The sequence below is a fragment of the Nocardioides sp. WG-D5 genome, from assembly GCF_054031175.1.
This window is the reverse complement of sequence record NZ_CM132928.1, coordinates 1,332,530-1,354,135: the sequence shown is the minus strand read 5'-3', so window position 1 is coordinate 1,354,135 and position 21,606 is coordinate 1,332,530. Positions and strand designations below refer to the sequence as shown.

The window sequence follows — 21,606 nt, the reverse complement described above, 5'->3', positions numbered from 1 at the left end:
CTAGGGGTTCTCGCCCCGTCGATCGGTCGGATGCCCGCGGCCAGTGTCTGGCTGTGCCCGTGCCCAGCGTCGGAACGGACGTCACAGTGGCGGAACCGCCCCGGACTCTCACCGGGTTCCTGCGCCACGAGCGTGCTCGCAGCCTACCCCGCCCGGTGCGCGAGCCAGGTCTCGCGGGTGATCTCGTACTCGACCTCGCCGTCGGCGTGCCCCGCCAGCGGCTCCTCCCACTCCTGGTCGAAGCGGCGTACGAAGCTCATCCCGACCGAGACCATGGTCGCGCGGGAGGCCTCGTTGACGGCCATCGTCTGCGCGATCACCCGGTCGATCCCGAGGTCCTCGAACCCGTGACGGAGCAGCTCGAGCGAGCCCTCCTTCGCGTAGCCCTGCCGCCAGTGCCGCTGGGGGAGCCGGTAGCCGAGCTCGGCCGCATCGGTGCGCGGCGGGTTGTCGGGCAGTTCGAACATGTAGAGCCCGATGGCCTCACCCGCCGCCGAATACCCGACCCACTTGCCCAGCGCCTCCGTCTCCCGCGCCGAGCGGAGCCACTTGTGCATCCGCTCCTCGGTCTCCGCCGCCGTCAGCGCACGCGTGAACAGGTGGCGGAGCACCACCGGATCCGAGTTGAGCTCGACCAGGAACGGCAGATGCTCCTCGCTCAGCGGGACCAGGTCGAGGCGCTCGGTGCGCAGTCGGGCTTGCGGCATGGACGAGACGTTAACCGGGACGTACGCCGCCGGCACCTGGTTTCTACGCAGGTCGAGCCGCGAGCGCCGGCGAGACGGTCATTCGTTCAGCACCCGGTTGGCGACGGCGAATGCGGTGTTGGCGGCGGGTACGCCGACGTAGATCGAGGTCTGCAGGAGCACCTCGACGATCTCCTCACGGGTGAGCCCGTTGGTGAGGGCGGCGCGGAGGTGGAACTCGAGCTCCTCGAAGTGGCGCCCCGCGACCAGGGCGGTGAGCACGCCGATCGAGCGGTCCCGGCGGGCGAGGCCGGGACGGGTCCAGATCGTGCCCCAGGCATAGCGGGTGATGAGGTCCTGGTAGTCGCGGTTGATGTCGGTGATCGCGGCGGTGGCGCGGTCGACGTGGGCGTCGCCGAGCACCTGGCGGCGTACGTTCATCCCGGCCGCGTAGGCCGGGTCGGCCGCGGTCACGTGGGCGGTGATCAGGCTGGAGACGGCGTGCGGTGCCTCGGCGGGGGCGAGGTGACCGACGGCGTCGAGGGTGACGAGCCGCCCGTTGCGCACCCCGACGGCGATCTCCTCGAGCGAAGCCGGCGGCGTCGGGGCGTCGTCGACCCCCGCGATCGCCAGGACCGGCGCGGTGATCTCGGCGAGCCGCCCGCGCACGTCGTACGCCGCCAGCGCATCACACACGAGCGCGTAGCTCTCCGCGTCGGCGTCGCGCAGCGAGTGGAGCAGGGCGCCGCCCCGCGCGGGCTCGCGCTCGAGGAAGCCGGGGGAGAACCAGCGTTGGGTGGAACCGGCGATCTGGGAGGCGGTGCCGGCGCTGCGTACGGTCGTGGCGCGGTCGTTCCAGCCGTCGGGCTCGCCGATCTTGGCGCCGGTGTTGGTGAGCACGGCGGCGCTCACCCGGGCGGGCGCGTCGAGCAGGAGCTGGAGGCCGACCGCCCCGCCGACCGAGTCGCCGGCGTAGGCGAACGTGCCGTGGCGCTCACCGCGGTCGGTGAGGACCCGGTCCACACAGGCGAGCACGCCGGCGGCGAGGTCGGCCATCGAGAACGCGTCGGTGGTCGGCGCACCGTGGCCGTGGCCCGGGAGCTCCCAGCCGATGACGTGGAAGCGGTCCGCGAGCAGCTCGGCCGTGGCGGACCAGAGCGCGGTGACCGAGGTGCCCAGGGACGGGCCGACGACCAGCACCGGCTTGCTCGGGTCTCCGGCCAGCTCGACAGGGGTGATCCTCGGCGTCATCACAGGTCCTTCCAGAGTTCGTGGGCGCGGGCGACCGCGGAGTCGATGAGGGCGTCGGTGGCCCCGAGATAGTCGTCGAGACCTGCGGCTGCCTCGGAGCCGGCCAGGATCTCGCCCCCGACGAACCCGGTCAGCGACCGCTGCTCGGCCAGCAGGTCCGCACCCGCGGCCTCGGCGGTGGCGCGCATCCGAGCGGCGTCGACGCGGAGCCCGGCGAGCAGCTCGGTGGTCTGCGAGCCGGCGACGACGCTGCGACGGGCCAGGGTCTGCAGAGTCTCCCACTCGACGTGCCAGGCGCCGTCGGGACGCTCGTCGACGTAGCTCGCCGCGGCGGTGTGGAGCGTCGCGGCCAGCGGGGGAGCGGCGAGCGCGTGGCGGCGGACGAGGACCGAGAGCACCGGGTTGGACTTGTGCGGCATCGTCGAGGAGCCGCCGCGCCCCTCGCCCGCCGGCTCGGCGAGCTCGCCGATCTCGGGGCGCGTGAGCAGGGTGATGTCGGTGGCGATCCGGCCCCAGGCGTCGGCCGCGGTCACCAGCGCGTCGCCGGCTGCGGTCAGCGGGGCACGGGTGGTGTGCCAGGGCACCCGCGGGGTCAGTCCGAGGGCGGTCGCCGTGGCGTCGGCCGCGATCTGCGCCGCGCCGACCGGGTCGGCCAGACCCCGGAGCCGGGCCAGCCCGACGACCGCGGCCAGGGTGCCGGCCGCGCCGCCGATCTGGGCGGGCAGCGACGTCCGCGCGCGACGGAGCGCCTCGGCGGCATCGGCCAGGCCGGCGAGCCAGGTCGCGGCCTTGAGGCCGAAGGTGACCGGCACCGCGTGCTGGGTCAGGGTGCGGCCCGACATCACGGTGGCGCGGTGCTCCCGGGCAAGACCCACCAACGAGGCGGCCTGCGCCGCGAGCTCGTCCTCGACCCGGTCGAGCACGTCGCGCAGGCAGAGCACGAGCGCGGTGTCGACGACGTCCTGGCTGGTCAGGCCCTTGTGGAGCCATCGGGCGGCCTCGCCGTCGAGCCGGCCACGCAGCAGCTTCACCAGGCCGATGACCGGGTTGCCGCCGGCCTCGGCACCCTCGGCGAGACCCGGCACATCGTCCGAGGCGACGAGACCGGCCAGCGGCGTACGCGCCTCCTCGGGGGCGATCCCCGAGGACGCGGTCGCGGCCAGCCAGGCCTCCTCGACCCGAACCATCGCGGCGAGATAGGCCGCCTCGGAGAAGAGATCCCCGGCGCGCTCCTCGCCTGGCCACAGCAGCGACATTCGACTCCTCAGCCGTAGTTGAGAAAGGTGGTCTCGCGGTCGCCCTGGAGGTGGATGTCGAACCGCAACCCGGTTGCGTCCGCAGTGGCCACCAGCGTCGCACGCTCGTCCTCGGACAGCGACACCAGCAGGGGGTCGCCGGCGTTGGCGGGGTGCTCGGGCAGGTAGATCCGGGTCTGCAGCTTGTCGAGCAGGCCACGGGCGAAGACGGTGAGGGCGAAGAACGGCGCCGCCCCTTCCGCGGACGGACCCGGGAGCACCGTCGAGAAGGTGTAGTGACCGTTCAGGTCGGTGTCGGCGCGGCCCCAGCCGGTGAAGGTCCAGCCGTCGCGGTGCAGCGACCCCTCGGCCTGTGGCACGTTGCCCTCGGCGTCGGTCTGCCAGATCTCGAGGAGCGCGTCGGGGATGGGGTTGCCGGCGCCGTCGTAGACCCAGCCGTGCAGCCGGATCGAGCCCGGGCTGCCCGGCGGGACCAGGTCGGCGTCGCCCTCGTAGGGGAGCGCGTAGCCGAAGAAGGGGCCGATCGTCTGGCCCGGCGTCGGGAGCGGAGAGGTGGTCACAGGTCGCCCTCCTCGGGCTCGGTCCAGGTGCGGCTCGGGCCGGTCAGGACGATGTCCCAGCTGTAGCCCATCGAGTACTCGGGGATGGTGAGGTCGTGGTCGTACCTCGCCACCAGCGCGTCCCGGTCCTTCTGCGAGGTGATCGACTGGTAGATCGGGTCGAGCGCGAAGAGCGGGTCGCTGGGGAAGTACATCTGCGTGATCAGCCGCTGCGTGAACGCCCGCCCGAAGAGCGAGAAGTGGATGTGCGCCGGACGCCAGGCGTTGATGTGGTTGCCCCACGGGTAGGGGCCGGGCTTGATCGTCTGGAACCGGTAGCGCCCCTCGGAGTCGGTGATGCAGCGGCCCACGCCGGTGAAGTTGGGGTCGAGCGGTGCCGGGTGCTGCTCGTGCTTGTGGATGTAGCGGCCGGCGGAGTTGGCCTGCCAGATCTCGACGAGCTGGTTCCGTACGGGGCGGCCCTCGCCGTCGAGGACCCGGCCGCTCACCGTGATCCGCTCGCCGATCGGCTCGCCGCTGCCGGCGATGGTCAGGTCGGCCTCGAGCGGGTCCACGTCGGTGTGGCCGAAGCACGGCGTCCACAGCTCGATGGTCTCGGGGTCGGCATGGCGCGGGTCCTTGGTGGGGTGGCGCAGCATGCTGGACCGGTAGGGCGGGTAGTCCAGCAGCGGCTGACGTACGTTCTGGCCCGCTGCGTCCGCCTCGATCTTGGCGATCTCGGCCGAGAGGTCCGCCTGGGTCTCGACTGGTTGTTTCCTGGTGGGCGCTGTCACATTCCGAACGCTAGGTGGGGGAGACGTACGATGAAAGCGCGGACTTCCGCTGAGCGAAAGTAGGTGGGCGGCGAATGGCAGGTGGCAGCGGAGGGCGGACGGTCGCCTCGCGCGTCCTCGGTCTCATCGGCGCCTTCGACGCGTCCCACCGGCGGCTGACGCTGAGCGAGCTCGCGACCCGAGCCGAGGTCTCGCTCCCGACCGCCCACCGCCTGGTCGCCGAGCTGGTCGACTGGGGCGCCCTGGTGCGGGAGGAGGACGGCACCTACGCCGTCGGCCGGCGGCTGTGGGACGCCGGCCTGCTCGCCCCGGTCGCCACCGACCTGCGCTCGGTCGCGGCGCCGTTCCTCCACGACCTCTACGGCGCGACCCTGGAGACGGTCCACCTGGCCGTGCGCGAGGACGACCACGTCCTCTATCTCGAGACGCTGCGCGGCACCCGCAACGTACCCATCGTCTCCTCCGTCGGCTCCCGCCTGCCGATGTACTCCACCGGTGTCGGCAAGGTCCTCCTGGCCCATGCGCCCGAGGACGTACGCAACCGGGTGCTGTCCGCCCCGCTCAAGCCGTTCACCCGCCACACCATCACCACGCCCGGCCTGCTGCGCCGCCAGCTCGACCGGGTGCTCGCCGAGGGCTATGCCACCACCGCCGAGGAGATGACTCTCGGCGCCTGCTCGGTCGCGGTCCCGATCACCACCTCGTCCGGAGTCGTGGGCTCCCTCGGCATCGTCGTCTCCGACCTCCGCCGCAACCGGCTCCGCCTCGTCTCCGCGCTGAAGGTCGCCGCCCAGGGCGTCTCCCGCGGACTCGGATGAAGCCGCTGAGCGGGGTGGGGTACCTTGCGCTGGTGACGATCCAGACCCCGAACGAAGACGTACGCCGCGCCGCCGCCGAGCGCCTGGGAGCCCTCGCGACGCCGCCGGGTGCCCTGGGCCGCCTGGGCGAGCTGGCGGTCTGGGCGGCGGCGTGCCAGGGCGAGGTGCCGCCGCGACCGGTCGACAACGTACGCCTGGTGATCTTCGCCGGTGACCACGGCGTCGCCCAGCACGGGGTCTCCGCGTTCCCGCCGGCGATCACGGGCGCGATGGTGCGTACGTTCCTGGGCGGCCGGGCCGGGGTCAGCGCGCTCGCGAAGGCGCACGGTGTGCAGGTCCGGGTGCTCGACCTCGGTGTCGACGAGGAGTTCGAGGACCTCGATGCGGCGACCCGTGAGACGCTGACCGCGCACAAGATCCGGCGGGGGAGCGGCGCCATCCACCTCGAGGATGCGCTGACCGCCGAGGAGACCACCGCCGCGCTGGAGGCGGGCGCCGCCGTGGCCCGCGAGGAGATCGCGGCCGGCGCGCAGCTGCTGATCAGCGGCGACATGGGCATCGGCAACACCACGCCCGCGGCCGCGATGGTGGCCGCCGGGCTCGGCCTGCCCGCGAGCGAGGTCACCGGTCGCGGCACCGGCATCGACGACGAGGCGCTGCGGACCAAGACCGACGTCATCACTGCGGCCCTCACCCGCGCCGGGGAGCGCGCCGCCGACCCGGTCCAGACCCTCGCCGCCCTCGGCAGCGCCGACCTCGCCGCGACCACAGGCTACCTCCTCGAGGCCGCCCGTCAGGGCGTCCCGGTCCTTCTCGACGGCCTGATGAGCGTCGCCTGCGCCCTCACCGCGGACCGGATCGAGCCCGGCGCCGCGGCCTGGTTCGCCGCCGGCCACCGCTCCACCGAGCCGGCCCAGTCGATGGCCCTGGAGAAGCTCGGCCTGGTGCCGCTGCTCGACCTCGACCTGCGGCTCGGCGAGGGCTCCGGCGCCGTCGCCGCGGTGCCGGTCGTACGCAGCGCCGTCGCCCTGCTGCGCGACGTCGCCCTGCTCTCCGAGCTCGCTCCGGGAGAGCCTGCCTGATGCTCGTGCGGGACGCCTGGCGTCTCGCGGTCGGCACGCTGACCGCGATGCCCGTGCCCCCTCCCGAGCTCGTCGACCGCCGCCGTGCCGCGGTGGCGATGGCGGTCGCGCCGCTGGCTGCGCTGCCGCTGGCACTGGGTGCCGGCGCTATCGCACTGCTGGGACAGCTCGCCGCGCTACCGCACCTGGTCACCGCGCTGCTCGCGATCGGCGCCGTGGTCGCCGGCAACCGGGCGTTCCACCTCGACGGCCTCGCCGACACGGTCGACGGCATGGCCGCCTCCTACGACCGCGAGCGCTCGCTGGCGGTGATGAAGACCGGCACCTCCGGCCCGGCCGGTGTCACCGCGATCGTCCTCGTCCTCGGTCTCCAGGTGGCGGCGCTGGCCTCGCTGCTGGACGGTGGGCTCGTACGCTCATCGGTGCTCGTGGCGGTCGCCGTCTGCGCCTCGCGCGCGGCGCTCGCACTGTGCTGCACCCGCGGCATCAGGCCGGCGCGGGAGGACGGGCTGGGGCGTACGTTCACCCAGACCCTGCCGCCCATCGTCACCGTCCTGCTCTGGACCGTCGTCGCTGCCGCGCTCGCCGGCGCGGGTGCCTGGGCCGGCCTGCCGTGGTGGCGCGGAGCCCTCGCGGTCGCCGTCGCGGCAGTCGTCGTCGGCGCGGTCATCCTGCGGGCGGTCAAGCGGTTCGGGGGAGTGACCGGTGACGTCTTCGGTGCGGCCGTCGAGACCGCGCTCGCAGCGCTTCTCGTCGCCTTGGCCTGACGCGCCCCGCTGGTCGAGCCGGATTCGTGAGGAACGAGCGAATCCGTGTCGAGACCAACACGGTGCCGTCCGCGCTCGAGGGGACTGTGTTGGTCTCGACACGCCTCCGCCTAGCGGCTCCGGCGGCTCGACCAGCGGGGGCGGCTAGAGCTTCAGGACCCGCCCGGCGATGACGAGGTGCACCTCGTCGCAGGCCGCCGCCAGCCGCTGGTTGACCAGCCCGAGCAGATCACGGAAGAGACGGCCCGAGCGGTGGGCGGGCACGACCCCCAGCCCGACCTCGTTGGTCACCAGGACCACGTCGCCGTTCCGGTCCCCGAGCACGGCGGCCGCCTCCTCGACCAGCGCCGAGACCGCCGCCGTGGCCTCCTCCGAGGTGGCCTCCCACAGGCCTCGCGCGTCCATGACGGCGGTGAGCCAGGTGCCCAGGCAGTCGACCATCACGGCGTCGCCCGCCGCCAGCCCCTCGGCCAGCGCTGCGGCGAGATCCCGCGACTCGACCGTGCGCCACCGTTCCGGCCGCCGGGCCTGATGCGAAGCCAGCCGTGCGGCCCAGTCGGGATCCGGCTCCTCCTCGAGCGTCGGCCCGGGCGCGACGTACGCCACCGACGGCGCGGCAGCGAGCAGCGACTCGGCGTGCCGAGACTTCCCCGACCGCACCCCACCCGTCACCAGAATCCTCACCCGGCCAGTCTCCCAGCCATCGCATAGCCTGCGGCCATGACCCCAGAGCGCATCGCGCTGATCTCGGACGTACACGGCAACCTGACCGCCCTGGAAGCCGTCCTCGCGGACATCGAGACACGAGGAATCACCCGGATCTTCAACCTCGGCGACTACGTCGGCAAGGGCCCGCGAGGGCGTGAGGTCGCCGAGCTCTGCCGGGAGCGGTGCGAGGTCAACATCCTCGGCAACTGGGAGGACTTCCTGCTCACCCCCGAGCCCGACTTCGGCCGTGAGTCGGTCGGGCTGATGTGGTGGCGGCTGCAGGCATGGGAGCAGGCCGAGTGGCTGCGTACGCTCCCGTTCCACCACGACTTCTGGATCAGCGGCCGAAGGGTCAGGCTCTTCCACGCCTCCGAGGAGACCGTCCACCGCCGGGTCAGGTTCGACCACGACGAGAAGGAGTTCCTGGGCCTGTTCCAGAACACCGAGGCCACGGGTTTCGACAACCCGGAGCCCGACATCGTCGGCTACGCGGACACCCACGACCCCTACTACGAGACCGACCGCGACCGGCGCACCGTCTTCAACACCGGCAGCGTCGGCAACTGCATGAGCGACCCGACCCCGGTCTACGTCATCCTCGAGGGCGTCATGGACAGCGACCAGGAGGCCCCGTTCGGCATCCAGTGGGTCCGGGTCCCCTATGACGTGGAGGCCGAGATCGCGTACGCGGCCGAGGTCGGCATGCCCGAGCTCGAGGCCTACACCTACGAGCTGCGCACGGGCTTCTACCGGGGCAACCTCAGGAACGGCGAGCAGCCGACCTACCACCGGAGGCGGTAGATCGGCTCTTCGCCGCTCTTGCGGTTCTTCTCGTGCTCAACTGATCTTGCGTCGGTAGGCGGCCATGGCGAAGGCGTACGAGACGACCAGGATGCCCACGCACCAGGCCAGCGCCACCCAGATGTCGTCACCGACCGGCTGCTCGGCGAAGAGCGCCTGGATGGTGTTGACGATCGAGGTCACCGGCTGGTTCTCGGCGAAGGCGCGCACCGGACCGGGCATCGTCTCCGTCGGCGCGAACGCCGAGCTGATGAACGGCAGGAAGATCAGCGGGTAGGAGAACCCGGTGGCTCCCTCCATGGTCTGCGCCGCCAGCCCGGGGATGACGGCCAGCCAGGTCAGCGCCAGGGTGAGCAGCGCCAGGATCCCGGCGACCGCGAGCCAGGCACCCAGCCCCGCCGAGGTGCGGAACCCCATCACGAACGCGACGCCCAGGATGATCACCAGGGTGAGCATGTTGGCCACCATCGAGGTGCCGACATGGGCCCACAGCACCGCCGACCGGGCGATCGGCATCGACTGGAACCGCTCGAAGATCCCGCCCTTCATGTCGGTGAAGAGCCGGAGCGCGGTGTACGCGATGCCCGAGGCGATCGCCATGATCATGATCCCGGGGAGCACGTAGTTGACGTAGTTGTCGGTGCCGGTGCGGATCGCCCCGCCCAGCACGTAGACGAAGAGCAGCATCATCGCGATCGGGGTGAGCGCGGTGGTGATGATCGTGTCCGGGCTGCGGGTGATGTGTCGCAGCGAGCGGCCCAGCAGCGTGCTGGCATCGGCGAATGCGTGCTTGTTCATGACTGCCTCTTTCCGGTGAGCGAAAGGAAGATCTCTTCCAGCGACGGCTGCTTCTCGACGTACTCGACCTTCGCCGGCGGCAGCATCGCCTTGAGCTCGGCGAGCGTGCCGTTGGCGATGATGGTGCCGCCGTGGAGGATGGCGATCCGGTCGGCGAGCTGCTCGGCCTCCTCCAGGTACTGCGTGGTGAGCAGGACGGTCGTGCCCTGCTCGGTCAGCTCCTTGACGACCTTCCACACCTCCAGCCGCGCCTCCGGGTCCAGCCCGGTGGTCGGCTCGTCGAGGAAGATCACCGACGGCGAGCCGATCAGCGACATCGCGATGTCCAGCCGCCTCCGCATGCCGCCGGAGTACGTCGCGACCTTCCGGGCGCCCGCCTCGACCAGGTCGAACCGCTCGAGCAGCCCGTCGGCGATGTCGCCGGGGGAGGGGAGGTGGCGGAGCTTCGCGACCAGAACCAGGTTCTCCCGCCCGGTCAGGATCTCGTCGACCGCCGCGAACTGGCCGGTCAGCGAGATCGCCTCGCGCACCCGCTGCGCCTCGTCCACAACCGAGGCGCCCTCGACCAGCGCCGCGCCGGCATCCGGTTTCAGGAGCGTCGAGAGGATGCGTACGGCCGTGGTCTTTCCGGCTCCGTTGGACCCGAGCAGCGCGAAGATCGAGCCTCGCGCCACCTCGAAGTCGACGCCCCGCAGCACCTGGTTGTCCTTGTAGGACTTCTCCAGTCCCCGTACGGAGATCGCGGCTGTCGCGCTCATGACTCGTCCTCCTTGTTGATGGCCTCGATGGCTTCGGTGAGCCGAGCGCGCTCCTTCTTGATCCAGGCGCCCTCGGAGTAGTTGCTCGCGAACTCCTCGGCGAACTCGACGGGGTTGTCGCCGACGATCGCGCTGACCGGGGTGCCGTCGGCGGCGCCCTGCTCGAAGAGGTCGAGGAGGTCCTCGGCCATCGCCGTCAGGATCGTGCCGTCGGCGATGCCGGCGGAGTACATCAGGTAGCGCTCGACCGCGTCGTGCGCCTTGCGGTGGCTCTCGGGGAGCTGCTGCTTGCGGGCCTTGAGCTGCCGCCAGCGCTTCTTGAGCTCGAGCTCGCCGACGACGGTCTCGAACATCGATCGGATAGACATGTCCTACTTCCCTTCCGTACGGAGGCTCTCCAGCCGTTCGGCCAGGAACCCCCAGGTGGTCCAGAACTCTTCGAGGTACTTCTCGCCATCTGCGTTGAGCGAGTAGACCTTCCGCGGCGGCCCCTTCTCGGACGGCCGCTTCTCCACGTCCACCAGCCCGTTCTTCTCGATCCGGACCAGCAGCGCGTAGACCGTGCCCTCGGCGATCTCGGTGAACCCCTGGCTCCGCAGCCAGGTCGTGATCTCGTATCCGTACGCCGGGTTGCCGGTCAGGAACGCCAGCACGATCCCCTCCAGCGTCCCCTTGAGCATCTCGGTCATCTGCTTGCCCATCGGGCACCTCCTTCCACTACTCAGTGTTGCTGACTACTGGTACATAGTAGCGCTGAGTAGTGACGAAAGGTCAAGTCCTTGTCTCCGGCGGAAATGCCAGCGGCGCTGGTACGACGGGATCAACCGTCGTACCAGCGCCGCTGGTGATGCCTTGAGATGGACTCAGTTCTTGCCGTCCACCTCGGTTGCTCGCTCGAGTGCCGTGGAGAGGAGGTCCGCCACATCCACGGATGCCTCACCACTCCCGCTGTGCGTCACCCCGACGCCGACAAGTCGTCCGTCATCTGTCTCCGCGAACGCAACGCTGCCGACCTCAACAGGGCTTGACGACGTACTCGTGAACGTGAATCCAACTGCGCCGTCGGGGAGGCCGCTGATTGGCTCCGATGTCGCGTCGCCGTAGTCGCCGTTCTCAGCATCTGCCGTGCAATCTGCGACGACTTCCTCGATCGCACTGAGCATGGACGCTGCATCCGGGTAATTGCCACCGGGAACGAACACCGTTGCGCCCACCTGGTCGCCGCCCTTGAGTGAATACTGCTCGCCGGCGGTACCGTCCGCGGCGTTCGACAGCTTGGCGCTCTCCAAGTAGGCCAGCTCGTCACACCAACCGGTGCCGGGCACGCCCTGGCTTCCGTCCGAGGTCTTCTCGACCTCGGGAAGCGCATCAGTGTCCAGCAGGGTCGGGTCCGAGCCGCAGGCCGTGATGAGCACCGTTGCAGCGCACAGCAATGCCGCAAGGCGAGCCGAGGCCCTACTTGTAGTACTCCAAGAAGGCATCCTTGTACGTCCCTTCGAAGTCGCCGCTCGTCACATACTCGTTCAGGTAGTTCATCGCCTCGTGAGCGTAGCGATCCATGTCGTCTGGCGGGACGTCGGACAGCTTGATGACCTCCCCGTTGCGGTGGAACGTCTCGTCGGTGGCAGGGATGTCGATGACGCCTGCCTGCTCGAGCGCAAAGAGTGCCTTGAGCTCGACGCGGTTGATGCCCTCGGAGGCGCGAACGTTGGCGTCGTCGGTGGCAGCGGCCTCTTCGTTGGCGAACTTCTCGCCGGCCGCGTCCGTGCCGAGGTCGATCGCCTGGCCGACGCCGTACTCGATGACCTGGCTGCCGAGGTTGCCGACCTGCTCCGCACCCGGAAGCGGGATCATCCCCGCGACCTCGCTCGTCAGGTCGATGAAGGCCTGACGCTGCGCGTCCCTGTCCTTCGCACCATCGATCTCGACCTCGCCGACGGCGTGCTCCGCAAAGCCCTGCAGGTGGCCACCGCGCTCGAGGACGTCGCGTAGTTCGGTACGTAGGCCCGGATCGTCCGGGTTCTTGGCCAGCTCGACCGCGATGTTGTTGATCTGAGCCTGCTGGAAGGTGCCCACTCCCTCGGCGATGCTGGTCATGCCTTCCTGCGTGCTCATGGAGACCTTCATCATGTTCTCGAGGTCGCCCTTGTAGAACTTCGGGTAGGGATCCATCTTGCCGTAGTGATCGAGCGAGAACGGCTCGGAGCCGGGTTCGCCCGAGTGGTCGGGGTTGTGGAGCGCAGCGTCGATCCCCGGGGTGTAGAACTTCATCAGCTCCGCCACGTGAGGCGAGGCGGCCTTCGCGTCCTCGGCATTGAAGCCCTCGTTGTCGGTGACGTCGTGGAAGAACTTCGAGACGAGCTCGGTCGTCTCCTTCGGGTGTGTATCGAGAAGCTCCTGGCTGGTGCCGATGCCCTCAGCCAGCTCCGAGATACCGGCGTAGCCGTCGGCCTGCCAGGTGCGCTTGTCGAAGTAGAAGTCCTGGCGCTCGGATCCGTGCTCGCCTGTGAAGAACTCCAGGCCCTGCTTGGGGTGGTCGCCGAGATTGCCCATGATGGCGGCCATCGGGTCGTCGCCCCAGCCACCGTCGTTGCCGGTGTCGAGGGGGCTGTGGCCGGTGTGCCCGTACCAGTACTGAGCGTTCATCGGGCCGTCCGCCTGCTCGAAGCGGTCCAGCTCCTCGGCAGCCCCGAGCACGAGGTCACCGTTGAGGCTGTGGTCCTTCATCAGGTAGGTGAGTACCGAGGCACCACCCGTGCCGCCCCAGTTCGGGTAGCGATCCCGAAGGGCGTCCTGCTCGTCATCGGAGAGATAGACCCCTGAGGGGCCGGCGTACTTCACGATGTCGTGGCCGAACTTCTCGGCCGGGAAACCGGGGTCGTTCGAGGCCGATGCGAGGCCGCTCCGGAGGTTGGATGCGAGTGTGTTGAGAGAGCCGGAATCCGGCGACTGCATCCGCAGATATTCCTCGATCCTCGCCATGCTGGCGACGGTGCCGTCCGCGCCGAGGTCCTTGTAGAGCCCGCCGGCGACGGTCGAGTCGTCGGTGTACGCGCTCAGCATGGCGTTGAGGCGGTCGGCCTCTTCCTTGCTGAGCTTGTAGTCGTCGTCGTTCAGCGTGCTGTCGAGCCGGTCGCTGATCTCCTTGCCAAGCCGCTCCTGAGCGGCCGGCGGAAGTGCGTCGATGTAACCGTCGTACTTGCCCGGCTCGCTGAGCATCTTGTTGATGAGCTCTTCTTCGGGCAGGTTGCGCAGCTCGGGCGGAAGGCTGGCCTGCTCGATCGTGCCGTCGCCGCCGTCGTAGTCGCCCTTGGTCGCGTGGTTGAGGACCGCCGTGAGGTCGGCATCAGCAGATTCCGCGTCGGTCAGCGCATCCTGGATGTTCTGAGCGAGCTGCTGCATCGTGCCTTTGTCCTTGTCCGGGTCCTTCTCGTCCGGGGTCGGATCGGTGATCTGTACGCCGCCGGAGAAGGTGACCTTCCAGCCGCGGCCGATCGCGTCGTCGTAGGCGTGCTTGGCGTTGTCCTTGGCCTTCTTGATGGAGGCGGCGGCCTCGTCGAGGGCGTTGATGACCTGGGACAGCGGCGCGGCGATGTCGTTGAGGTCGGCGACCAGGCGGCGGTGGCGGTTCTCAGCACGTGTCGCCGCCTCTCCGATCCAGGTGCTGGGGACCTTGCCCGCGTCCATCTCGTCCTGCTGGTCCTGGAAGCTCTTGCGGGCGGTGTTGAGCTGGTCCGCGGCGGTGTCGAGCTCTTCGGGCTTCCAGCTCTGCAGCTGCTCGTAGGTGACGGCCATCAGTCTCTTCCGATCATCGCTTCGCGGTAGCGCGCCTGCTGTGCCGTGATGGTGTCTGCCTCCACGATGGCGTCGGCGTCGGCGACGGTGGTCGTCTTGTGGTCACGCGCGTCCTTGACCCACTTGTCCTTGTCGCTCTTCCACTCGGTCTTGAGGCCGTTCGCGGCGCCTGCGGACGTGCTTCCCGGAAGCGCGGAGGCGACCTTGCCCATCGGGCCTTCGAGATCGAGACCGGCGACGGCCTCGGCCGCGGTCCCGATGGAGTTGGCCGCGGTCTTCACCTGCGGCGCCACGATTTCGACGTTCACGAAAGGATCCCCCAAGACATTCGGAGCGATTGGTAACTCTCTCCTACCCCAAATTCCGGGTTTCAAACACAAATAGTCGAAAAATCTTGTACGCACCGGCTGCGCGCCGTGTCCGCACGTCCGCTCGGATCTCACCGGCGTCAGCCGCCGTCTGAGATAGCGTGTCGCGTCGTACGACGGCGCCCGTCGATCTTGGGGGCGAACTCGATCCGACCTGAGTGAAGAAGGGCGCGATGTCACAGCTGAACGAGGCGGCAGTCGCTGGCAGTCCGCGAAGCGGCCGATGGGTCGGGCCGGCCGGGCTGGGGCTCGCAGTGGGAGTGCTGGGGGTCGTCGCCCTGGTGCGGGTGATCGTCGGCATGCCGAAGGTCAGTCAGGGCTACTACAACTCCCTCTACCGATTCGAGGACCGCCCGGTCATCTGGGTCATTCTCGGGCTGTTGATGATCGCCTCGATCGTCCCGATCGGCATCGCGGTCGTCCTCGGCCATGTCGGTCTGGGACAGGCGAAGGCGGCCGGAACCAGCGCCGCCGTCTCGGGGATCGCGCTCGGGATCGGCTACACGCTGGTCGTCTTCTGGGTCGTACGAATCGTCAACGCGATCACGAACGCCGCCGAGCTCAACGGCGGGTTGCGAATGTTCATCGAGTACGTCGGGCTGTGGGCCTGACGTGGCCGTTCAGTCTCGGGAAGCGCGGCCGCCGACACTGGTGGTCGGGTCGGTGCTGGCGCTGCTGTACGCGGTCGGCTCGCTGATCATCTGTCTGCGGGTCATCGGCATGGTTCTCGAGGACGAGGGCACCCGCCTGAGCAGCGGTGAGCAGTCGGGGCTGGCTGTCGCCTGCACGGGGATCGCGGTCACCGTGTTCGGGATCTTCTGCATCCTTCACGGTCTTCAACGGCGGATCTGGGCGCTGACCTTGGTGGTGATCGGGCTCGGGGTCGGTGTCTTCGTCGGCATCGGGATCACGGTGATGGCGTTCGAGGCGGACGAGGGCGGGCTGTTCAGCAGCGGCTGGTTCTGGCTCGCGATCACGTTGATCATGATCGCCCCGGTCGTTCTGCTGAGCATCGCGATCTCGAAGCTGCCGTCGCCGCACGAGTCCACGACGACCGGGCCGCCCTGACGGCGGCGCCGTCAACGTACGTCGGCCCAGAACCTCTCCAGCTCGGCGTCGAGCTCGGCCGCGACCTGCATGGGCAGGGAGTGGGTGGTCTTCGGCCAGACCTTGACGGTCGCGCCGGGGATCCGCCGGGCCTTCTCGGCCGCGTCCTCGCCGCCGGCCAGCGACTTGTCGCTCGCGATGGCGACGTAGACAGGCATCCGGAGAGCGCGCAACTGCTCGTCGGTCAGCCGTGAGGGCGTCGGGAGGCTGCCGGAGTCGAAGTGCGCCGTACCGGCCGCGATCATTCGAGCCATCGGGTCGTCCGGGTCGACCTCGTCGTCCTCGACGCCGCCGATCCGGTTCAGTGCGTGGTCGCGCCAGGAGTCGGGCAGGAACGGGAGTACGGCCACCGCGGACCAGCCGATCGCCCAGGCAGGCAGCATGCCGAACGTCATGATCGGCTCGAGCAGGGTCAGGCTGGCCAGCCGATCCGGGTAGCGCACGGCGACGGCCGCGGCGAGCCCTCCGCCTTGGGAGTGACCGACCAGGTGGATCCGGTCGAGCTCGAGACCGTCCAGCGCCTCCTCGACCCAGCGGGCGTTGTCGTCCATGCCACGCAGCGGAAGGGTCTGCTCGGAGAGCCCGCTGTCGCCGATCGCGTCGAACGCGTAGACGGTGCGGTGCTCGGCGAAGTCCCGCAGGTTCTCTCCCCACATGGGTACGCCGCTGGCCCGTCCCGGCACCAGCACGACCGGGACATCGTCGACCGGGTTCGGGTTCAGCCATGCGTACGCACGGACCGTGCCGAAGGTGGTCTCGACGTCATGCGTCTCGGTCGGCTTCGGCAGTGCGGCGAAGGCGGCGTCGTACGCCTCGATGTAGGCCTGGCGTCCCGCTGGCGTGCGGAAGTGGCCGACGCCGGGACCGCTCGTGCTGAGCACCATCACCAGGCACCCCGTCGAGATGACCGCGATGGCGGTGAGGAGGACCACCGGCCAGCGCCGGCGTCTCCTGTGCGGTTCGACGTCCTCATGCTCGATGTCCCCGTCCATGTCGTCCCCTCGTTCCCGATAACGATGCGATCGCATTGAAACCGTTACGATGCGACTGTATTGCTAGCCTGGGCGTCATGCCAAGAGCCGTCGACCACGAACAGCGCCGGTTCGAGATCGTCGCCGGGCTCTGGCAGATCGTCGCCGAGCAGGGGATCGAGGGCATCAGCCTGCGGACCGTCGCCGCCCGGGCCGGCGTCTCGATGGGCCGCGTACAGCACTACTTCGGCACCAAGGACGCGTTGGTCGTCGCCGGCATCGACCTGCTCGTCAAGCGCGCCGTCATCGAGTACGAGGCGACCGCCGACCGTCCGCCCGCCGACCGTCTCCTCCACATCCTGCTCCAGCAGATCCCCGCCACCGAGGCCGGTCGCATCGGGGTCACCGTCTGGTACGCCTACGTCGCCAAGGCGATGACCCACACGGCCGTACGCCAGATCCTGGCCGAGGCGACCCGGGTGGGCGTCGAGGAGTGCACTCGCCACATCCAGGAGGCGGACGGTCTCGATGAGGCCGAGGCGCGAGCCCGCGCCATCGAGCTGCTCGCACTCTCCGACGGCCTCACCCTGCGGGTCCTCGTCGGTGACATCACCGCCGAGGAGGCCGAAGCCTCGATCAGGGCATACAGGTCGCGCCTACTGAGGTCATGAAGAAGAGGACACGGCCGCGGGACGAGCCGGCGTACTCGGCTTCGCTGCCGCGCACCGTGACCACCTCGCCGTTCGCGCGCGATTCGATCTCCACCGAGGCGCCCTCGCTGCCGGCCAGGGCGTGCAGGGCGTCGGGGTTGGCGACCTTGTCCTGGGCGTTCCACTTCACCGTCTGCTCGAACTTCGGCTTCAGCCGCCGGCACTCCTCCTTGGAGCGCGCAGCCGCCTCGTCCTCCTTCTCCTGCGCTTGGGCGAAGCCTTCGGCCATGGGGTCCGAGGTCGCCGCTCCGGTCGGGGAGTCGTCCGACTCCGACGTACCGCCGCCCGGGCCGCCGAAGGCGAAGATGGCGGCGAAGAGGAGGAGGGCGATACCGAGGACGGCCGAGCCGAAGCGGGTCACGCCGAGGTAGAGGTCGGAGGGTTCCGCGTCGCGGAACTTCCAGCCTTCCTCGAGGAAGAAGCCGACCTCCGGCCGGGCGGCGATGAAGAAGGACCACGCGGCCCCGAGAACCAAGATGATCGCGAGCAGCATCACGGGATACGTATACCCCGAGTCGGGCACCGGCCGCGCACGCGGTGAATGAAAGTTCGTTCGCCCGGGATACGCCACGAGCGTGGTCCGGCACCCGTCCCGGCAGGCGCTACGCCGGAACCAGCCCGGGCCTGCCGGACTCGGTGAAGAAGCGTCCACCGACGGTCAGCGGTGCGCCGGGCGTGCTGACGTACGGGACGTTCTTGTAGGTGATCTCCGCGCCGGTCGCGTCGAGCGAGATGGTGGTGTAGCCACGGAGGCCGTTGTAGAACTTCATGTGCGGGTTGCGCTCCAGGTACGCGGCCCAGTTGGCCGGGTGCTCGGCGCCGTTGCCGCCTGACGTGATCGAAGACGTCACGATCTCGGTGCCCATGATCCGCGAGGACGGGTCGTCGAAGTCGTCGTGGATGTCGAGGCCGTAGTGGACGTGCACGTCACCGGTCAGCACCATCAGGTTCGACTGTTCGGACGCCTTCCAGCCCTCGAGGATCCGGCGCCGCGAAGCGGGGTAGCCGTCCCACGAGTCCATCGAACGGGTGCCGTCGCCGGACGGGTTGTTGCGGCGCGAGAAGGTGACCTGCTGCGGGACGACGTTCCACGTCGCCGCGGAGCGGCGCCAGCCGTTGATCAGCCACTGCTCCTGCTCGTTCCCCGGCAGCGTCATCGATTCCGCCTCGGACTCCGCCGACGGCACCTTCCAGCCGTCGCCGTTGGCCTGGTTGGTGCGGTACTGCCGGGTGTCGAGGATGTCGAACTGGGCCAGCCGGCCCCACTGCAGCCGCCGGTAGAGCCTCAGGTCGGGGCCGGTCGGCTGCTGCGGGAGCCGCAGCGGCTGGTTCTCCCAGTAGGCCCGGTAGGCGGCGGCGCGGCGTACCAGGAACTCCTCGGGCGGCACCGAGTTCTCGGGGGTGTCGGCGGCGTAGTTGTTCTCGGTCTCGTGGTCGTCCCAGGTGACGATGAACGGGTGCGCGAGGTGGGCCGCGATCTGGTCCGGGTCGGACTTGTAGAGCCCGTAGCGAGCCCGGTAGTCGTCCAGCGTGACGGTCTCGTGGTTGAGGTGTGCGGGCAGCGGCTGGGTATAGGCGCGCGTCCCGGCAGAGGCGTTCACGGCGTACTCGTAGAGGTAGTCGCCCAGGTGGAAGACGGCGTCCACGTCCTCACCGGCAAGATGCTTGTACGCGGTGTAGTAGCCCTGGTCGTAGCGCTGGCACGAGGCGAGGGCGAAGGTCAGCGACGACACCGCGGCACCCACGGCCGGGGCGGTCCGGGTCCGTCCGACCGGGCTGATCCACCGGCCGACCCGGAAGCGGTAGAAGTACTCGGTCGCGGCGTCCAGGCCGCGGACCTCGGCGTGCACCGAGTGGTTGAACTCCGTGTGCGCGGCAGCGGCGCCGCGGCGTACGACCCGGGTGAAGGCGGCGTCGCGGGCCACCTCCCACGCGACGTCGAAGCGCGCGGGCGGCATCCCGCCGGTGGGCTCCAGCGGTAGGGGAGCGAGCCGGGTCCACAACAGCACCGAGTCGGGCAGCGGGTCGCCCGACGCGACGGCGAGGGTGAACGGGTCCGAGGTGATGGCGGACGGAGAGCCGGCCGGGGCGGCGAAGGCGCCGGTACGCGGCAGGCCGGTCGTGAACGCCAACGCGGTCGCGGCGGCCGAGACGGTCAGGAAGCGGCGGCGGTCGAGGCCTCGAAGGGCGCCGCGGAGATCAGGAGTGTTGCTGGGGCCAGGCATGGACGTGCTCCTGTCGATATGGGGGTTATCGACATCAGCGAAGCGGTGCCTGGTGAAGGCCTCGTGAAGTGCGGGGGAGGGGTGGGCTACGGCTTGGTGCCCTCGACGGGCTCGGAGGTCTGATCGGCGGTCCGGTGCACCGGACACCCCGGCGCGAAGGTGCCGAGGGCCTCGGTGTCGAACCCGTGGGGATAGCTGCGGATGCGCGGCATGTCCCGGACGTACGCAGGTTTCCGTCGTGCCGGCAGCAGAGCCACCACACGTGCCCGCGCCTTCAGCGCCCCGCGCGACAGCGCCCGCGGGAGACGCCCGGGCTCGGGATAGCCGAACGCCTCGAGCAGATGCGGCTCCATCAGCGACAGCGAGAAGATCCGGATGAGCGGTGCCAGCGGGCGCGGGTAGAAGGTGGTCAGCAGCTCGAGGGTCGAGTCGGCGACGGCACGGCCGCCCTCGTCGTACCCGAAGTGCTCGGCCTCGTAGGTGTCGAGCAGCTGCTCGAACTCCTCGTAGGTCGCCGGGATGTCCTTGATCCCCATCCGCTTCCCGAGCGCCTGGTAGTAGCGCAGCGCCGCGAGCTGCTCGTCGGAGGTCGACTGCCGCCAGCCGAACTCCTGGTTCCAGCGCCGCGGGATCACCACGAACGTCGAGAGGACGTAGCGCATGTCGTCGTTGGAGATGTCGTACATCCGGTGCATCTGGTTGATCCGCCGCACCGCGGCCCGGCCGCGAGGGCTGTCCAGGTCCTCGATCGCCGCGTCCTCCAGCAGCAGCGCGGTGTCGTCGTAGCGCTTCTGGGTGTGCTCGGTGAACTGGTGGGTGTCGGCCAGCAGCCGGCCGATCGAGGGCACCGCATAGGTGCGGAACAGCGCGAAGCTCAGCGCCTGAGTCGTGTCCCACGGGAACTCGTAGAGCCCCAGACGCCTCGAGATCTCCTGGAACTCGGTCTCCGGGTCCAACCCGGCCGTGCGCGCCCGCCTGTGACAATTCAGCTTGGGCATCGTGCCTCCTCGCTCGATACATAACTGTATCGTGATCTGGGTCACTTGTCGTGGCCTTCCCCGTAGTGTCTTCGGCATGGAGAAGTCGGGAACGCAGCCGCCCCTGTCCCTCGCTGCCGCCGAGGCGGTCCGGACGTACGCCGCCACCACCCGCTCCGCGCTCGGCACGGCCGAGTCCCCGGTGATCTCGTACGCAGGTCTGTGGCTGCTCCTCGCCTCGCTGGCGCCGGCGTCGGAGACCGAGACCGGCGAGATTCTTGGGCTGAACCGTGCCGACGCCCGGGCTGCCGCGCTGACGCTGCTGGAGGCGCCCCATCCCACGATCGGAGCCGCCGTCGCCGGCTGGCTGCGCCCCGGGATCGAGCTCACGAAGGGCCTGCCCGTGCTGCTCGACCCGCTCCCGGAGCAGGCCGGGCTCGACGCGTGGGCCGCGGAGAACACCCGCGGCCTGATCAAGGAGTTCCCCCTCGAGATCGAAGCCCGGACGCTGCTCGTGCTGGCCTCGGCGCTGGTGGTGACCCCGCGCTGGAGCGAGCCGCTCGACGACGGCGGCGACGGGCTGCTCCTGCTCGAGGGCGGCTTCCAGGCGGTGGTGGAGACCGAAGCCGCCGGCCCGGTCGCGGTCGCCTGCCCGTCGAGCGAGGACGGCATCTCGGTCTACTCCGTGATCGCCGCGCCGGACGTCACCGCCGACGACGTGTGGCGGGCCGCCGACGAGGTCGTCCGGAGGATCGACGCGGGCGAGGTGCGCAACCGCTCCTTCGAACCCGATGACGACGGTGGCCACGCCTGGACGGTCGACGAGGTCACGATCTTCGGTGGCTCTCCCTTCGACCGCTGGTGCAGCCACCTTCCGGAGTGGAGCGCCGAGGACCGCCATGACCTCTCGGCCGCGCCGGGGGTCGGCGAGATCGCCCGCGGCGTGATGGCCGCGGTCGAGGAGGAGTCGGAGGCTGCCTGCGTACAGAAGGCGGTCGCGTCCTACGACCGTGAGGGTTTCGAGGCGGCCGCGGTGACCGGGATGATGGTCCGGGCAGCCGCCGCGCCGCGCGAGACGAAGGTCCGGCAGGTCGATCTGAGGTTCGACCGTCCGCACGCGGTGGTGGCGGTCGCGCGCGGGGGAGCCTGGGAGGGCATCCCGCTCTTCAGCTCCTGGGTGACCCCGGCATAATTT

General features: G+C 69.9%; 25 protein-coding genes and 1 riboswitch. Of the genes, 8 read left to right on the top strand and 17 right to left on the bottom strand.

Translation table 11 applies throughout. The features are described 5' to 3' along the window. Positions 1-38: 38 nt before the first annotated feature. A riboswitch (cobalamin riboswitch) is annotated at positions 39-148 on the bottom strand. The 5 genes from ACWZJV_RS06645 to pcaH all read right to left on the bottom strand — a co-directional run bounded on the left by ACWZJV_RS06645 (position 144) and on the right by pcaH (position 4,526). After that, positions 144-707 (bottom strand): GNAT family N-acetyltransferase, encoded by a 564-nt coding sequence (locus ACWZJV_RS06645; RefSeq protein ID WP_457180676.1) that lies wholly within the window; start codon positions 705-707, stop codon positions 144-146. It overlaps the preceding riboswitch by 5 nt. A 78-nt stretch (positions 708-785) precedes the next feature. Then, entirely contained in the window at positions 786-1,937 is a 1,152-nt protein-coding gene (pcaDC, locus tag ACWZJV_RS06640; RefSeq protein ID WP_457180675.1) for a bifunctional 3-oxoadipate enol-lactonase/4-carboxymuconolactone decarboxylase PcaDC, read from the bottom strand. Beyond that, the gene (locus ACWZJV_RS06635) at positions 1,937-3,193 is read right to left on the bottom strand and encodes a lyase family protein (RefSeq protein ID WP_457180674.1); all 1,257 of its coding nucleotides are present in this window, start codon (positions 3,191-3,193) and stop codon (positions 1,937-1,939) included. Before ACWZJV_RS06635 ends, pcaDC begins: the two co-directional genes overlap by 1 nt. Positions 3,194-3,201: 8 nt before the next feature. Next, positions 3,202-3,753, bottom strand: coding sequence for a protocatechuate 3,4-dioxygenase subunit alpha (gene pcaG / locus ACWZJV_RS06630; RefSeq protein WP_457180673.1), 552 nt, complete (start codon positions 3,751-3,753; stop codon positions 3,202-3,204). Next, positions 3,750-4,526 carry a protocatechuate 3,4-dioxygenase subunit beta gene (gene pcaH / locus ACWZJV_RS06625; RefSeq protein ID WP_457180672.1) on the bottom strand — a complete coding sequence of 259 codons (777 nt, stop codon included), beginning with the start codon at positions 4,524-4,526 and terminating at the stop codon, positions 3,750-3,752. The genes pcaG and pcaH overlap by 4 nt, the downstream gene beginning before the upstream one ends. Positions 4,527-4,600: 74 nt before the next feature. Between pcaH and ACWZJV_RS06620 the strand changes: the two genes are divergently transcribed. Genes ACWZJV_RS06620 through cobS form a run of 3 tightly spaced genes read left to right on the top strand, consistent with a single transcriptional unit; the run spans position 4,601 to position 7,193 of the window. Beyond that, positions 4,601-5,344 carry an IclR family transcriptional regulator gene (locus tag ACWZJV_RS06620; protein WP_457180671.1) on the top strand — a complete coding sequence of 248 codons (744 nt, stop codon included), beginning with the start codon at positions 4,601-4,603 and terminating at the stop codon, positions 5,342-5,344. Positions 5,345-5,376: 32 nt separating this feature from the next. Further along, positions 5,377-6,426 carry a nicotinate-nucleotide--dimethylbenzimidazole phosphoribosyltransferase gene (cobT, locus tag ACWZJV_RS06615; RefSeq protein WP_457180670.1) on the top strand — a complete coding sequence of 350 codons (1,050 nt, stop codon included), beginning with the start codon at positions 5,377-5,379 and terminating at the stop codon, positions 6,424-6,426. After that, on the top strand, positions 6,426-7,193 hold the full coding sequence (gene cobS / locus ACWZJV_RS06610; protein ID WP_457180669.1) for an adenosylcobinamide-GDP ribazoletransferase: 768 nt from the start codon (positions 6,426-6,428) through the stop codon (positions 7,191-7,193). Before cobT ends, cobS begins: the two co-directional genes overlap by 1 nt. 144 nt (positions 7,194-7,337) lie before the next feature. Here the strand turns inward: cobS and cobU are convergent, their stop codons facing one another. Next, positions 7,338-7,877 carry a bifunctional adenosylcobinamide kinase/adenosylcobinamide-phosphate guanylyltransferase gene (cobU, locus tag ACWZJV_RS06605; protein WP_457180668.1) on the bottom strand — a complete coding sequence of 180 codons (540 nt, stop codon included), beginning with the start codon at positions 7,875-7,877 and terminating at the stop codon, positions 7,338-7,340. A gap of 36 nt (positions 7,878-7,913) precedes the next feature. Between cobU and ACWZJV_RS06600 the strand changes: the two genes are divergently transcribed. Further along, the gene (locus tag ACWZJV_RS06600; RefSeq protein WP_457180667.1) at positions 7,914-8,702 is read left to right on the top strand and encodes a metallophosphoesterase family protein; all 789 of its coding nucleotides are present in this window, start codon (positions 7,914-7,916) and stop codon (positions 8,700-8,702) included. Between the two features lie 36 nt (positions 8,703-8,738). Here the strand turns inward: ACWZJV_RS06600 and ACWZJV_RS06595 are convergent, their stop codons facing one another. The 7 genes from ACWZJV_RS06595 to ACWZJV_RS06565 form a co-directional block, all read right to left on the bottom strand. Beyond that, on the bottom strand, positions 8,739-9,500 hold the full coding sequence (locus ACWZJV_RS06595) for an ABC transporter permease (RefSeq protein WP_196873284.1): 762 nt from the start codon (positions 9,498-9,500) through the stop codon (positions 8,739-8,741). Beyond that, on the bottom strand, positions 9,497-10,258 hold the full coding sequence (locus tag ACWZJV_RS06590; protein WP_196873285.1) for an ABC transporter ATP-binding protein: 762 nt from the start codon (positions 10,256-10,258) through the stop codon (positions 9,497-9,499). Before ACWZJV_RS06590 ends, ACWZJV_RS06595 begins: the two co-directional genes overlap by 4 nt. After that, positions 10,255-10,626, bottom strand: coding sequence for a DUF1048 domain-containing protein (locus ACWZJV_RS06585; RefSeq protein ID WP_040757338.1), 372 nt, complete (start codon positions 10,624-10,626; stop codon positions 10,255-10,257). The genes ACWZJV_RS06590 and ACWZJV_RS06585 overlap by 4 nt, the downstream gene beginning before the upstream one ends. Before the next feature lie 3 nt (positions 10,627-10,629). Continuing rightward, on the bottom strand, positions 10,630-10,959 hold the full coding sequence (locus ACWZJV_RS06580) for a PadR family transcriptional regulator (RefSeq protein ID WP_008363644.1): 330 nt from the start codon (positions 10,957-10,959) through the stop codon (positions 10,630-10,632). 162 nt (positions 10,960-11,121) lie between these two features. Continuing rightward, on the bottom strand, positions 11,122-11,673 hold the full coding sequence (locus tag ACWZJV_RS06575) for a hypothetical protein (RefSeq protein ID WP_457180666.1): 552 nt from the start codon (positions 11,671-11,673) through the stop codon (positions 11,122-11,124). Positions 11,674-11,713: 40 nt separating this feature from the next. After that, a complete protein-coding gene (locus ACWZJV_RS06570) occupies positions 11,714-14,053 on the bottom strand; it encodes a hypothetical protein (RefSeq protein WP_457180665.1) in 2,340 nt (779 codons plus the stop codon). Then, positions 14,053-14,361, bottom strand: a complete 309-nt coding sequence (locus tag ACWZJV_RS06565) for a hypothetical protein (protein ID WP_328529447.1) — start codon at positions 14,359-14,361, stop codon at positions 14,053-14,055. Before ACWZJV_RS06565 ends, ACWZJV_RS06570 begins: the two co-directional genes overlap by 1 nt. Positions 14,362-14,594: 233 nt before the next feature. On the opposite strand from ACWZJV_RS06565, the gene ACWZJV_RS06560 reads away from it, so the two are divergent. Both ACWZJV_RS06560 and ACWZJV_RS06555 read left to right on the top strand, forming a co-directional pair. After that, the gene (locus tag ACWZJV_RS06560) at positions 14,595-15,032 is read left to right on the top strand and encodes a hypothetical protein (protein ID WP_457180664.1); all 438 of its coding nucleotides are present in this window, start codon (positions 14,595-14,597) and stop codon (positions 15,030-15,032) included. A gap of 1 nt (position 15,033) precedes the next feature. After that, the gene (locus ACWZJV_RS06555) at positions 15,034-15,489 is read left to right on the top strand and encodes a hypothetical protein (protein ID WP_457180663.1); all 456 of its coding nucleotides are present in this window, start codon (positions 15,034-15,036) and stop codon (positions 15,487-15,489) included. 11 nt (positions 15,490-15,500) lie between these two features. Here ACWZJV_RS06555 and ACWZJV_RS06550 read toward each other — a convergent pair whose 3' ends face one another. Beyond that, positions 15,501-16,520, bottom strand: coding sequence for an alpha/beta fold hydrolase (locus tag ACWZJV_RS06550; protein WP_457180662.1), 1,020 nt, complete (start codon positions 16,518-16,520; stop codon positions 15,501-15,503). 77 nt (positions 16,521-16,597) lie between these two features. Between ACWZJV_RS06550 and ACWZJV_RS06545 the strand changes: the two genes are divergently transcribed. Next, positions 16,598-17,170 (top strand): TetR/AcrR family transcriptional regulator, encoded by a 573-nt coding sequence (locus ACWZJV_RS06545; protein WP_457180661.1) that lies wholly within the window; start codon positions 16,598-16,600, stop codon positions 17,168-17,170. Here ACWZJV_RS06545 and ACWZJV_RS06540 read toward each other — a convergent pair. The 3 genes from ACWZJV_RS06540 to ACWZJV_RS06530 all read right to left on the bottom strand — a co-directional run bounded on the left by ACWZJV_RS06540 (position 17,136) and on the right by ACWZJV_RS06530 (position 20,432). After that, entirely contained in the window at positions 17,136-17,702 is a 567-nt protein-coding gene (locus tag ACWZJV_RS06540; protein ID WP_457180660.1) for a DUF6199 family natural product biosynthesis protein, read from the bottom strand. The genes ACWZJV_RS06545 and ACWZJV_RS06540 overlap by 35 nt on opposite strands. Positions 17,703-17,811: 109 nt before the next feature. Further along, positions 17,812-19,434, bottom strand: coding sequence for an alkaline phosphatase D family protein (locus tag ACWZJV_RS06535; RefSeq protein ID WP_457180659.1), 1,623 nt, complete (start codon positions 19,432-19,434; stop codon positions 17,812-17,814). An 86-nt stretch (positions 19,435-19,520) separates the two neighbouring features. Continuing rightward, positions 19,521-20,432 (bottom strand): oxygenase MpaB family protein, encoded by a 912-nt coding sequence (locus tag ACWZJV_RS06530; protein WP_008363660.1) that lies wholly within the window; start codon positions 20,430-20,432, stop codon positions 19,521-19,523. A 76-nt stretch (positions 20,433-20,508) separates the two neighbouring features. Between ACWZJV_RS06530 and ACWZJV_RS06525 the strand changes: the two genes are divergently transcribed. Then, on the top strand, positions 20,509-21,603 hold the full coding sequence (locus ACWZJV_RS06525; RefSeq protein WP_457180658.1) for a hypothetical protein: 1,095 nt from the start codon (positions 20,509-20,511) through the stop codon (positions 21,601-21,603). The last annotated feature ends 3 nt before the right edge of the window (positions 21,604-21,606 follow it).